At 68.0% G+C, this 11,885-nt stretch carries 11 protein-coding genes and 1 pseudogene; all 12 read right to left on the bottom strand.

Annotated elements, in window-relative coordinates; genetic code table 11:
* Positions 1–108: 108 nt before the first annotated feature.
* The 12 genes and pseudogenes from U4Y91_RS03710 to U4Y91_RS03655 all read right to left on the bottom strand — a co-directional run bounded on the left by U4Y91_RS03710 (position 109) and on the right by U4Y91_RS03655 (position 11,567).
* A complete protein-coding gene (locus tag U4Y91_RS03710) occupies positions 109–504 on the bottom strand; it encodes a PIN domain-containing protein (protein WP_044847222.1) in 396 nt (131 codons plus the stop codon).
* Positions 501–746, bottom strand: coding sequence for an AbrB/MazE/SpoVT family DNA-binding domain-containing protein (locus U4Y91_RS03705; protein WP_044848609.1), 246 nt, complete (start codon positions 744–746; stop codon positions 501–503). Before U4Y91_RS03705 ends, U4Y91_RS03710 begins: the two co-directional genes overlap by 4 nt.
* A 656-nt stretch (positions 747–1,402) precedes the next feature.
* Positions 1,403–1,789, bottom strand: a pseudogene (locus U4Y91_RS03700) (transposase); the annotation flags it as partial.
* Positions 1,790–1,829: 40 nt separating this feature from the next.
* A complete protein-coding gene (locus U4Y91_RS03695; protein ID WP_321803366.1) occupies positions 1,830–2,360 on the bottom strand; it encodes an OsmC family protein in 531 nt (176 codons plus the stop codon).
* Positions 2,361–2,420: 60 nt separating this feature from the next.
* Positions 2,421–3,491 (bottom strand): substrate-binding domain-containing protein, encoded by a 1,071-nt coding sequence (locus U4Y91_RS03690; RefSeq protein ID WP_321803365.1) that lies wholly within the window; start codon positions 3,489–3,491, stop codon positions 2,421–2,423.
* A gap of 166 nt (positions 3,492–3,657) precedes the next feature.
* Positions 3,658–4,713 (bottom strand): ABC transporter permease, encoded by a 1,056-nt coding sequence (locus tag U4Y91_RS03685; protein ID WP_321803363.1) that lies wholly within the window; start codon positions 4,711–4,713, stop codon positions 3,658–3,660.
* Complete coding sequence (locus U4Y91_RS03680) at positions 4,710–6,263, bottom strand: sugar ABC transporter ATP-binding protein (protein ID WP_321803361.1); 1,554 nt, start codon at positions 6,261–6,263, stop codon at positions 4,710–4,712. The genes U4Y91_RS03685 and U4Y91_RS03680 overlap by 4 nt, the downstream gene beginning before the upstream one ends.
* 102 nt (positions 6,264–6,365) lie before the next feature.
* Entirely contained in the window at positions 6,366–7,748 is a 1,383-nt protein-coding gene (locus U4Y91_RS03675) for an LLM class flavin-dependent oxidoreductase (RefSeq protein WP_321803359.1), read from the bottom strand.
* 21 nt (positions 7,749–7,769) lie between these two features.
* Complete coding sequence (locus U4Y91_RS03670) at positions 7,770–8,537, bottom strand: ABC transporter permease subunit (protein WP_321803358.1); 768 nt, start codon at positions 8,535–8,537, stop codon at positions 7,770–7,772.
* A complete protein-coding gene (locus tag U4Y91_RS03665) occupies positions 8,534–9,268 on the bottom strand; it encodes an ABC transporter permease subunit (protein WP_321803356.1) in 735 nt (244 codons plus the stop codon). Before U4Y91_RS03665 ends, U4Y91_RS03670 begins: the two co-directional genes overlap by 4 nt.
* Positions 9,269–9,272: 4 nt before the next feature.
* Positions 9,273–10,076: a transporter substrate-binding domain-containing protein gene (locus tag U4Y91_RS03660; protein ID WP_321803355.1), complete on the bottom strand. Its 804-nt coding sequence runs from the start codon at positions 10,074–10,076 to the stop codon at positions 9,273–9,275.
* A gap of 183 nt (positions 10,077–10,259) precedes the next feature.
* A complete protein-coding gene (locus U4Y91_RS03655) occupies positions 10,260–11,567 on the bottom strand; it encodes an NtaA/DmoA family FMN-dependent monooxygenase (RefSeq protein WP_321803354.1) in 1,308 nt (435 codons plus the stop codon).
* Positions 11,568–11,885: the final 318 nt, after the last annotated feature.

The raw sequence follows: 11,885 nt of genomic DNA, 5'->3' as shown, positions 1-11,885 counted from the left end.
AACACTAAAAAGCGGCCGCGACGAAGCCCCAGATCCGGCGAGCGCGGGAAGTCGGCAGCGTTCTCGGCAGCATCCGAACTACTCGTCGTGTATTAGTGATCGGTACGATTACTTGATCAACTGCATCCCCGCGACCTTCGAGGCAGACACGTCGAAAGTAGCCGTGTACTCGCACTCGGCTACATGCCCAGAACGCTCGATCAGGCAGTCCGCGAAATCCGCCTTTGAAGATGCGAAAACGCGAAGTGCCTTACGTACCGTGTCAGCACTTTCGACGACCAGTTCTTTGGTCCCGATCATCGATTCGACGATGTCCTTCATCTGCTCTCGTTCGACACCGTAGCAGCGCCCAAGTACCCAGACGACCTCGATTAATGCGACTTGCGAAACATATCCCGGCCGCTCGGGCGACAGGGACTCCATCAGTGCCGTCGCCTTCTTCGACTGAACTTCATCGTCTTGCGCGAAGTAGCGGACTAGCACGTTTGTATCCAGTCCGATCATCGCGCTGACGCCCCCTGCTCGGCGATGGCCTGATTCATGTCGTCAATCGACACCGGTTTCGCAGGCTTCTTCACAATGCCCTTGAGCGCCACGAGCGAGCGCGTCGCTGGATAGACCTCGTACCGGCCTGTCGCCTCGTTGAAGCTGAATTCGATCCGGTCGCCGGCCTCCAAGCCAAGCTGATTGCGCACGTCCACCGGGATCGTGACCTGACCCTTTGAAGTAATAGTTGCTGCTGTCATAGTGACACCTCCTGATTCCTTACTTTATGGTAAGGAAAATCAAAAAGCAAGAATGACTTCCAGGCGCATCGCACGATGACCCTAAATCCTCGGCCGGGATCACGCCCCAACAGGTTCCCCGTCTGACCGCCGCCAGCTTATGTATCTCGCATTGAACTGGCACGGCGGTGCGCACAGGTGTGAACTGTTGACAACCGTTGCCCGCGACCCGCCGATGGACCGTCTCTCGACAGAATCCGCCATCGGTGCTCCGTCCATACAGACGGATGGACCTGTCATGAATGCGGGTTTCCCGCCTTTCGCTCCTGCGATCTGCGCCGTAGGCAGTTAAACCCTGCGCCGGCCGAGTCGTCCGAGCGCCTCCCGCCGCTCACGCGCCGTGACCGGGCTTTCGCGTTTGCGCGTCGAGCCGCGTCCCGCATCTCGCCCCTGACGGGCTTCAATCCCTGGCGCGGCAGTCAACCCCGCCCCCTCCTATCCAGGCGTGGCCCTACCAGGCTGTTGAAAAGCGCCTCGTTTTGACGGCTGGAGCACTATTTAAAAGGGTTTCGTATGCGATTGGCTGCTGAGTTGCAGATAAATCGTCACGGCTGCCCTGCCGGCTAGCGGGCCAGCAGGCGCGTTGCCGCGCGACGGCCAAGCTTAGCCGGCTCAGGCCGCTTGCCCTTCCAGTCGGTGTCGACATTGCGGCCGCCGCCGGCCGGCGGATCGTCCGAGCCGTCCTTGGGCCAGAAGCTCTTGTGGCTGGCCCACGCCTGGATCAGCGTGCCATCTACCGAGAAGTGATCTCTGGACAGCAGCCCTTGCTTGTCCGCCAAGCTCATGACTTCGGTAAAAAACGCTTCGACCACTTCGTGCTCGAGCAAGCGATCCCGGTTCTTCGAGAACACCGAGTGATCCCAGACGGCGTCTTCGATCGCCAACCCGACGAACCAACGGAACAGCAGGTCGTAGCGCCTCTGCTCCATCAGCATGCGCTCGCTGTGCACCGAATAAAACACTTACAGCAGCAATGCACGCAGCAGCTTCTCGACCGCAGGCGAATGCAGCGAAGCTGCATGAACGCATCGCTGCTCCCGCGCGTCAACCCTGCGAATGCCGCAATTCGCCGTCGATCTCCTGCGGCAGCCTCAGCAGGTTGAAGATCGGGCAGACCGCTTCGACCGCCTGATGCAACGCGCGGATGGCCTCGGGTGGCTCGGGCGACACGATGTCGAGCGTATAGCGGATGTTGTGCGGGAATACCGGGACATGCTCGAACCCCGGCTGCTGTGCGAGCGGATGCTGGTCGCCCGTGACCTCGACCGCGATCGAGCCGATCTTCAGGCCGCGCTCGGCCGCCTGGATCAACGTGATATGCGTGAGGCAACTGCCGAGCACGCCAAGCTGCAGCTCCGGCGACGCGGGCCCGAGGTTGTAGCCCGCGAAGTCGGGCGGACTGTCGCTGATCACCTGGAAGTCGCGAATCCGGATCTCGCGCACGCCGCTGCGACCGAGCGCGCGTACGGTCGCCTTCAGCGGCGTCGCCTTGAAATCGGGATCGTTGCGGGCTGCCTGCTGCTTCGCGTGCCACGCATCGCGTTTTTGTGCGAGATAGTCGTTGAGGGTCGTCATGGTCGAGTCAGGGGTAAGCTGTACGCGGGCGACGGATCGATTCGCCGCGTGCCGAAGCGGTCAGTCGGCCGCCGGAATCCATGCGGCGGTCGCCGCGTCGCTTGCGCGGAACGCAGGAAACTTCGCGCCGAGTTCGGCCACGGTGCGAATGTCGTTTTTCACGAGATCGTCGCGCGTGATCAGCGTCGGCTTGACCGCGATGCGCGCGCCCGGGTCCTGGCCGGCCACCAGCAGTGCCGCCGCGCGCACCGACACGGCGCCGACGACCGCGGGATTGGTCGCGGCCGTCGCGACCCACGCGCTGTTCGGCGCGCGGATCGCCTCGATATCGGCCGTCGAGATGTCGGCACTGTAGATGCGGATCTTCGACGCCAGCTTCGCTTCGTCCGCGGCGAGCTTCGCGCCGCGCGCGAACTCGTCGTAAGGCGCAAAGACGACACGGATATCCGGATTCGCGCGATACGCCGCGGCCGCCTGATTCGCGACCGACTGCGCGATCGGATTGTCGACGGTGCCCCAGCGCGCCTTCTCCCGCACCTTCGGGTGCGCGCGCTTGAAGTCGCGCCACGCGGCATCGCGCCGGTCGAGCGGCGCAAAACCGGCGACGTAGACGTACCCGGCCGAGAACGCGTCGCCGTTGTCCTTGACGGCCTGCGCGAGCAGCAGGTTCGCGAGGTCGCGATCGTTCTGCTCGATCTGCGGCACCTTCGGGTTGCCGAGGTCGACGTCGAACGCGACGACCTTGATGCCTTTGTCCAGCGCACGCTGCACGACGTCCTTCAGCGATTCCGGCAGGCCGTGATTGACGATGATCGCGGACACGCCGACGCTGATCGCCTGCTGGATCTGCTCGCGCTGCTCGGCCGCATCCTGCCGGCCCTCGTAGATGCGCAGATCGACGCCGAGCGCACGCGCCTGCTTCTGCGCACCGGCCTCGTAGGCCTGGAAGAAGTCGCCGGTCGACAGATAGTTGACCAGCGCGATCTTCACGCCGCCCTTGTCGAACGGCGCGGGCGCGCCCTTGAGCGGACCGGCCTGCGCGGCGGGCACGCCCAGCGCGGTCGCGAACCACAGCATGCATGCACCGATCTTCAGATCGACGCGCGATTTCCGGCGAAGCAACGAGCGCATGGCGGGCCTGTCTCCAGATAGGACGATATCGGCCCAATCTATCAGCGCCGCACGCGAACTCAAACCGAGCGATTCGGAAATGGATATGACTTAGGATGGCAAACCGTTCCGGTTCCGTGAGCCGGCCGATCCATGCGAGCCGCCGCGGCGCATCGCGGCATGCGCATCACGCTCGCGCATCCGTGCGGCGCCCGATGCCGAACGTGAACGCCAGCGCGAGCACGAGCAGCGCGCCCTTGATGAAATCCTGCATGTAGTACGGCGCGTTCAGCATCGTCAGCCCGTTGAGCAGCACGCCGACGAATACCGCGCCGACGACCGTACCGAACACGTTGGGCCGCTTCGCGCCCCACACCGCATGACCGATCAGCGCGGCGGCCACCGCGTCGAGCAGCAGCGAGTGGCCGGCGCTCACGTCGCCGCGACCGACCCGCGCGGCGATCAATACGCCGCCCAGCGACGCGATCGCCCCCGATACGACATACGCGGCGACCCGGTAGCGCGCGGCGGGCGCACCGGCGAGCCGCGCGGCCGTTTCGTTGCCGCCGATCGCGTAGATCACGCGGCCCCAGCGGGTGGCCTCCATCGCGACACAGGCCACTGCCGTGACCGCTGCGAGCAGCAGCACCGGCAGCGGCACCACGTCGAACACGCGCAGCCGGCCGAGCGCGAGAAAGGCGTCGGGAAACACGCCGGTCGCGTCCGTGCCGTCGGGCAGCACCGAGCCGGTCGCGAGCGAACGGCCGCCGGTCGGAATCAATTGCAGGCCGGCCATCAGGAACAAGGTGCCGAGCGTCGCGAGCTGGTCGGGCACGCGCAGGCGCGTAATCAGCACGCCGTTGAACCACCCGGCGGCCACGCCGAGCGTCACGCAGGCGATCACCGCCGCGAGCGTGCCGCCGTGCCACACGACCAGCACATAGCTGGCGGCCATCTGCGCGGTCGCGGCCACGCTGCCGACCGACAGGTCGAAACCGCCGGCCGCGAGCGTGACCGTCACGCCGATGCCGAGCAACGCGACGATCGACACCGACTGCAGGATGCTGAACAGATTGTCGACGTTCAGGAACGCGGGCTCCCTGAGCGCAAACCCGATCACCAGCAGGACCAGCACGAGCAGGATGCCCGTGCGCTCGAGCGCGTCGCGGACGCGGGCCGCTGCGGCGCGCGGCCGTTCGACGGGCGCGGCATGGTGCTCGGCGGAAGAAGTCACGGTTTTCATGAGCAGGCACGCAAGGTGGAGGACGTCGGAGGCGGGTCATCGAGCGTCGCGCGATCGAACCGCACGATACGATCCGCGATCTCGGCAGCTTCTTCGAGATCGCTGACGAACACGATCGTCGCGCGCGCCTGCGCATGACGCCGCAGCGTATCGACGATATCGGCCCGCGCGCCGGCATCGATGCCCTGAAACGGTTCGTCGAGCAGCAACAGCCGCGCGGGTTCGGCATGCCAGCGTGCGAGCACGACTTTCTGCTGGTTGCCGCCGGACAGGCGGGCCACGCGATCGTCCGGGCCGGTGCAGCGGATACCGAACCGCGCGATCGCCGCCGCGGCGGCCGTGCGTTCGCGCGCCCTGCCCACCGGGCCGCGCGCGAACCAGCGCGCCAGAAACGGAAAGCCGATCGTGCCCGCGATCGATGCGAACGGCACGCTGTCGGGAAACAGCGACGTGCGCCAGCGGTCCTCGCCGGCCAGGAAGACGCCGGCGCGAATCGCATCCGCCGGCGAACGCGGGCGCCACGGCCGCCCGTCGAGCGTCATGTCGCCGGCCACCGCGCGCGCGGCGCCGAAGATCGTATTGGCGAGGCGCGACTTGCCGCCGCCCACAGGGCCCGCGATCGCGACGATCTCGCCGCGCCGCACGTCGAGGTCGAACGGCGTACTGGCCGGCGTCAGCCGGATGCGCCGCATGCTGAACGCCGCGTCCGATTCGCGCGGCGCGGCGCGGGCCGGCACCGGCTCACGCGTGCTCGGCAACGGCCGCCCGATCATCGTCTGCACCGCCGCATCCAGATCGACGGGCGCCGGCAGATCCGCGACGATCCGGCCGTCGCGGACGATCGCCACGCGATCGGCCATGCGGCGCAAATCGCCGAGCCGATGCGACACCAGCAGGATTGCCACGCCATCGCGGCGCAGCGCGTCCAGCAGCGCGAAGAGCCGCTCGGCCTCCGGTGCGGACAGGCTGGCGGTCGGCTCGTCGAGTATCAGCAGCGACGGCTGAGCGCCGAGCGCGCGCGCCAACGTCACGCGTTGCTGGTCCGCCAGCGACAGCGACGCCAGCGGCGCCGCCAGGTCGACGTCGAGCCCGACCCGCGCGGCGAGCGGTCGCGCCGCGGCACGCCGCGCGGCCGGCGTCGCGCGCCACGGCGACGCCCGATCGCACAGCCGGTCGAGCAGCAGGTTGTCGGCGATCGACAGCGTCGGCACGACCGCATCGGCGACCGACTGGTGCACGGTCGCGACACCGAGCTGCTTGGCTGCGTGCGGCGACGCCGGTCGATACGGTAGGCCGCGCAGTGTCAGCGTGCCGCCGTCCGGCCGCAGCACGCCGCTCAGGATCTTGACGAAGGTCGACTTGCCCGCGCCGTTCGCGCCCATCAACGCGACGACTTCGCCCGCGTCGATCGTCAGGTTCAACGCCGACAGCGCGACGGTCGCGTCGAAACGCTTCGCGATGCCGGCGGCGCTCAGGACAGGCGGCGACGCCGATCGGCTTGTTCGGCCTTCGCGCGTCGCACCCGCATTCTCGTTCGCCGTCGAATTCATGCCGGAAGCCCCTGTCGGGCACGGCGCGGTTGCAGCCGGAACAGCACGTCGTGGTTCACGTCACGCCCCTCCCCTGATAGTCGTTCCGTATCGACCGGCTCGTCACCGTCCGTCGGATGCGGATTGCCGGAACGACGCGCCGTGCGCGGTGTCCGGCAGGCGGTCGCGGCCGCTCAGCCGCGAGCGGAAGGTGCCGGCCGGCGCCGTCGTGCGGTACAGGCCGCGCTTTTTCAGTTCCGGCACGATCAGCTCGGCGAAATCGTCGAGCGTGCCCGGGCTGATCAGCGGATTGAGCATGTAGCCGCTCGTCGTCGACTGGCGCGCATGCTCGGCGAGCTGATCGGCGACCTCGTCGGGCGAGCCGACGAGGATCAGGTCGGTGCCGCGCGTGACGCTCGCGAACTTGCGCCGCACGTCGCCGGCTGTGAGCGGCTTGCCGCTGCCGTCGGGCCGCACCACGTAGGACGTGAGCCCTTCCGTCTGCGTCGTCAGCGGTTCGTCGTCCGCATAGCGATCGATGTCGATGCCGGTGTCGCCCGCATAGCTGACGAGTTGCGCGTGCTGGTGGTAGTGCTGCTGCAGCGTGTGGTATTTCTCCTTCGCGTCGCTCGACGAGCGCGCGGTCACGATCCGCAGCACGGTCAGCGACTTCACGTCGTCCGCCGCGCGGCCGCGCTCCGTCGCGAGCCGGCGAATCTCGTCGAGGCCCGCACGAATCTCGTGCGGATTCGACTTCGCGACGAACACCACCTCCGCGTGCTTCGCCGCGAACTCGCGCCCGCGCCCGGACCAGCCGGCCTGGATCAGCACGGGCGAGCGCTGCGGCGACGGCGCGCAGACGTGCGGCCCCTGCACGCGGTAGTGCGTGCCTTCGTGCGCGATCGGCCGCACGCGGTCGCCGCGCGCATAGCGCGGCGCGTGCTTGTCGGCGACCACCGCATCGTCCGCCCAGCTCCCTTCCCACAGCTTGTACACGACGTCGAGGAACTCCTCCGCGCGCGCGTAGCGTTCGTCGTGGCCGATCATCCGGTCGAGCCCGAAGTTGCGCGCCGCGCTCGTCAGGTAGGACGTCACGATGTTCCAGCCGATCCGGCCGTTGCTCAGGTGATCGAGCGTGCTGAAGCGGCGCGCGAGCGCGAACGGATGCTCGTAGGTCGTGCTCGCGGTCACGCCGAACGCGAGCCGCTCGGTCTGCGCGACGAGCGCCGGAATCAGCATCATCGGATCGTTCGCGGGCGCCTCGACCGCCCACTGGACCGCTGCGTCGGCCGACCCGCCATAGACGTCGTACAGGCCGAGCACGTCCGCGAAGAACAGCATGTCGAGGTCGGCCTGCTCGGCCGTGCGCGCGAGGTCCGACCAGAACGCGAGCGTATTCGCGCGCAGCCGTTCGTCGGCCGGATGGGTCCACAGGCTCGGCGCGCCGCCGCAGCCGACGCTGGCTTGTTCATACAGGGAAAACAGCAAGGGGCGAGGATCGGACATCGTCAGGTTCGTTACCAGGAATCAGTTGGGAGCCGCCCACGCGTCCGGCGACGCGCGGCGGCGGCGTACGGGGACGCGAGCGTCGGGGGTGCGCGTCAGATGGCGATTGACATGCCTCTCGAGACGAGCGGCCGGAATGGTGAGCAGCGCGACCAGCACGACATAGACGACCGCCGCGCCGACCAGCGGCTCGTACACGCGCAACGTCTCGAAGCGCAGCGTGTTGGCCGTTCCCATCACGTCGAACACCGTCACGGTCGACGCGAGGACGGTCGATTTCAGCAGCAGGATCGCCTCGCCGGTGAGCGCCGGCAGCGCGAGCCGCCACGCGCGCGGGCCGACGATGCGGCGCAGCACCTGCACGCGCGTCATGCCGTACGCGTGCCCGGCTTCGATCTCGCCGGCCGGCACGCCGGCGATTGCGCCGCGCAGGATCGTCGCGACATACGCGCTCTCGTTCACGCTCAACGCGACGATCGCGTACCAGAACGCATCTCGCAGCAGCGGCGACGCCCAGCTGTCGCGCATCCATTCGCGCGGGACGATCTGCCCGAATCCGTAGTACAGCAAATAGAGCTGAACGAGCAGCGGCGTGCCGCGAATCAGCATGAGCCAGCCGCGCGCCGACCAGCGTAGCGGCGCATGGCGCGCACCGGCGGCGAGCGCGAGCGGCACGCCCAGCAGCACGCTGGCCGCGCCCGACCAAAGCGTCAGCGCGAGCGTCGTCGGCACCGCGGCGAGCAGCTTCGGCATCACCGTGTCGAGCAGGAACGGCAGCGAGAAGATCATGCGGTTGCGCGCCTCATGCCACGGTTCGCGTGGCGCTCGAGCGCCGCGAAGAGGCCCGTCGACGCGATGCTCAGCAACAGGAACAGCGCGGCCGTGACGAGATAGAAGAATACGTAGTGGCGCGTCGCGCCGGCCGCGAGCTGGCTCGCCTTCAGCAGATCCGTGAACGAGCCGAGCACGCTGATGAACGACGCATCCTTGGTCGCGTTCAGCCACACGTTGCCCGCGCCCGGCAACGCGAGCCGCGCGGCGGCCGGAAGCCGGATGCGCGCGAACGTCTGCCATGGCGTCATCCCGTACGCGTGCGCGGCTTCGATCTGCCCGGTCGGCACGTTGACGAGCGCCGCGCGGAAGATGTCGGTCAGATACGCACCCTGGATGAAGCCGAGCGACAGCGCCGCGACGAGGAACGGCGGGAACGCGAAGCCGTCGGGCACCAGGCCGCCGCGGTGCAGCGCGGCCTCGACGGCAGGCGCGAGCGCATAGAACGCGAGCAGCAGGCACAACAGCTCGGGCAGCGCGCGCACCAGCGTCGTGTAGAGCCGCGCCAGCCACGCGAGCGGCGCGTGGCGCGACAGCTTGCCGAGCGCGCCGGCGATGCCGAGCAGCACGCCGGTGCCGAACGACGCTGCCGCGACGCCGAACGTCAGCGCGAACGCGCCCGCGAACACGCGGCCATAGCCGCCGTCGCCGAATGCGAGCAACGCGAGCAGCGAATCGTCCGCGGCCATCGGGTCAGCGGCCCTTCTCGATCGTGCCCTTCAGGTTCGGATAGCGGGCGGTGATCGCATCCCACGTGCCGTCCTGCTGCAGTTGCGCGATCGCGGTCGACAGCTTGCCGCGCAGCGCATCGCCCTGGCGCACGCCCGCGCCGATACCGAGGCCCAGCACCGGATTGTCCGCGCAGGTCGCCTTGACCTCGAAGTCCTTGCCGTCGCGCGACGCGAGGAATGCCGTAAACAGCCCCTTGCCTTCCTGCACGTAGTCGACCCGGCCGGACACCAGATCCGCGAGCGCGTTGTCGAACTTGTCGAAGGCCTTGATCTGCGCGTCCGGCTTGAAGCGGGCATCAAGGAACGCCGAGAAGTTCGTGCCGGCCTCGACGCCGATCACGCGGCCCTTGAAGCTCGCGGGCACCGCGCAATCGACGCGGCGCCGGTCGCTTTTCGCGCCGACGAACACCGTCGGCGACTCGTAATAGGCACGGCTGAAATCGATCGCCTTCCGCCGTTCGCCGGTAATCGTCATCGACGACCAGATCACGTCGATCTTGCGGTTCTGCAACGCCGGAATCAGGCCGTCCCACGCAATGTCGGTGAGCTCGCAGCGCACGTTCAGTTTGCCGCACGCGGCATCGAGCACGTCGATTTCCCAGCCCTTCCACTTGCCGGCCGCGTCCTTCGAGAAGAACGGCGGATACGACTCGGCGTCGATGCCGACGCGCAACGTCGGCTGGGCCGCATGGGAAGCCGGCACGAGGCCGAGCACGAACAGCGCGGCCGCGGCACGGCGGACCCTGGAACGCATCAAACGATTCATGTGGCGCATTTCTGAAATAACGTCGAAACGACCGGCGTCGCAGCCGGCAGGAGGCCAGACTGTAATGCGCGCGCAAGCGTGTACCAAATGGTTATTTTTTCGATGGATATCTGATCGCGCGATATGGCGCAACGGCGCACCGCCGAACGCGAAGCACGGTGCACCGTTCGGCCGTTCGCCCGCTCACGCCAGCGCCGTTTCGCGCTGCAAAGCCGGCAGCTCCAGGTTCGCGCGGAAATCGCCGCCCACGTAGTCGGTATCGAGCAGGTCGCGACGCCGCAATTCAGGCAGCAAGCCGTTGAGCAGCAGGTCTTCCTGGTCCGCCTGGCCGAGCCCGTGCAGCGACAGCACGTCGACGAGTCCCGCGCGATAGCGCGCCTCGATCGCGTCGGCGAGCTGCTCCGGCGTGCCCGCGACGAACCAGTGGCCGGTCTCCTGGGCGCGGACGATCAGCTCGCGCAGCGTCAGCCGCTGGCGCGCATAGCCGACGAAGATCGCAACCCGCCCTCGCCGGCGATGCACGCTGTCGATGGCCGGCAGCAGCGATCCCGGCAACGGCTGGTCGAGCGGCAGGTCGCGCAGGTCGACGCCGCCGCCGAGCATGTCGGCGAGCTTCAGCCTGCCTTGTTCGTAATCGATGCGTTCATGCTTGTCGCGCAACCGTCGCGCGACGTCGGCATCGGATTCGCCGATCACCGAATGAAACGAGTTCATCACGAGCGGCAGCCGGTCGCCACGGCCGAACGCGGCGGCCTGCCGATGCAGCGCGGCGACGAACGCGCGCGCATCGTCGTGCGTCGGCTGAGACGTGTAGACGACCTCCGCGTATCGCGCGCCAAGCGCTACGCCGGCGGCCGACTGCCCGGCCTGAAACAGCACCGGCCTGCGCTGCGGCGACGGCGGCACGTTCAGCGGCCCCAGCACCTGGAAGTGCTCGCCGTGGTAGTCGATCGCGCCGAGCTTGTGCGGGTCGACCGAAATACCGCCGCCCTGAGCGCGCCGCGTCGCGCCCGGATCGTTCGCATCGAACAGCGCGTTGACGACTTCGACGAATTCGGCCGCCCGTGCGTAACGCCGTTCGGGGTCGGGCAGCGCCGCATCGCCGAAATTCTCCTCGCCGACCGACGACGTGACCGCGTTCCACGCGGCCCGCCCGCCGCTCACGTGATCGAGCGTGCCGATCAGCCGCGCGAGGTTGTACGGATGGTGATACGTGGTCGATACCGTCGCGACCAGCCCGATCGCCGAGGTCGCCTGGCTCAGCGCGGCCAGCGCGACGATCGGCTCCTGGCTGCCCGTGGTGCCGGCGAGGCCGGCCGCATCGGCCTGCAGCAGGTCGGCGGTAAAGAGGCCGGTGATCTTCTCGGCTTCCGCCTTGCGTGCGAGCGACGCCGCGCGTCGCACACCGTGCGCGACATCCGGGTCGCCGGGCGCGTACAGCACGCTCGCCGCGCCGACGAGCGTCTTCAGTCGTCTGCGTGCGCCGCTCATGACGCGGCTCCGCTCGTCGCGCGATGGCGTGTGCTGCGCGCCGCGTTTCGTTCGCGTGGATCGTTCATCTGCACTCCTCGTGATTCCGTTTGATCGGCGGCCGCATGCCGGCATCGCGACGGCGAGCACGCTCACGCCGGACCGTCCTGCATGCGCCGGGAACGCGCCGCGGGGCGCGCAGCCACCGACCATAACGCAAGCGCCCCGGTCGGCCGGAACGAATATTTTCGGCTTTCGATATTCTTCTTGATTGTTTGACCGTGCGAACGGCGGCGCAAAATAATTCGGCATGCCAAACCCGTTGATCCGGCCGCTTCG

The organism is Burkholderia sp. BCC1993 (assembly GCF_905339865.1).
Taxonomy (GTDB): domain Bacteria; phylum Pseudomonadota; class Gammaproteobacteria; order Burkholderiales; family Burkholderiaceae; genus Burkholderia.
The sequence above is the reverse complement of the archived record's forward strand: the minus strand, read 5'-3'. Positions and strand labels throughout refer to the sequence as shown.

What these genes read in the sequence shown, in the direction of transcription:
- U4Y91_RS03710 (WP_044847222.1), bottom strand. Translation starts at nt 504, where the DNA reads ATGATCGGACTGGATACAAACGTGCTAGTCCGCTACTTCGCGCAAGAC.
- U4Y91_RS03705 (WP_044848609.1), bottom strand. Translation starts at nt 746, where the DNA reads ATGACAGCAGCAACTATTACTTCAAAGGGTCAGGTCACGATCCCGGTG.
- U4Y91_RS03695 (WP_321803366.1), bottom strand. Translation starts at nt 2,360, where the DNA reads ATGACGACCCTCAACGACTATCTCGCACAAAAACGCGATGCGTGGCAC.
- U4Y91_RS03690 (WP_321803365.1), bottom strand. Translation starts at nt 3,491, where the DNA reads ATGCGCTCGTTGCTTCGCCGGAAATCGCGCGTCGATCTGAAGATCGGT.
- U4Y91_RS03685 (WP_321803363.1), bottom strand. Translation starts at nt 4,713, where the DNA reads ATGAAAACCGTGACTTCTTCCGCCGAGCACCATGCCGCGCCCGTCGAA.
- U4Y91_RS03680 (WP_321803361.1), bottom strand. Translation starts at nt 6,263, where the DNA reads ATGAATTCGACGGCGAACGAGAATGCGGGTGCGACGCGCGAAGGCCGA.
- U4Y91_RS03675 (WP_321803359.1), bottom strand. Translation starts at nt 7,748, where the DNA reads ATGTCCGATCCTCGCCCCTTGCTGTTTTCCCTGTATGAACAAGCCAGC.
- U4Y91_RS03670 (WP_321803358.1), bottom strand. Translation starts at nt 8,537, where the DNA reads ATGATCTTCTCGCTGCCGTTCCTGCTCGACACGGTGATGCCGAAGCTG.
- U4Y91_RS03665 (WP_321803356.1), bottom strand. Translation starts at nt 9,268, where the DNA reads ATGGCCGCGGACGATTCGCTGCTCGCGTTGCTCGCATTCGGCGACGGC.
- U4Y91_RS03660 (WP_321803355.1), bottom strand. Translation starts at nt 10,076, where the DNA reads ATGAATCGTTTGATGCGTTCCAGGGTCCGCCGTGCCGCGGCCGCGCTG.
- U4Y91_RS03655 (WP_321803354.1), bottom strand. Translation starts at nt 11,567, where the DNA reads ATGAGCGGCGCACGCAGACGACTGAAGACGCTCGTCGGCGCGGCGAGC.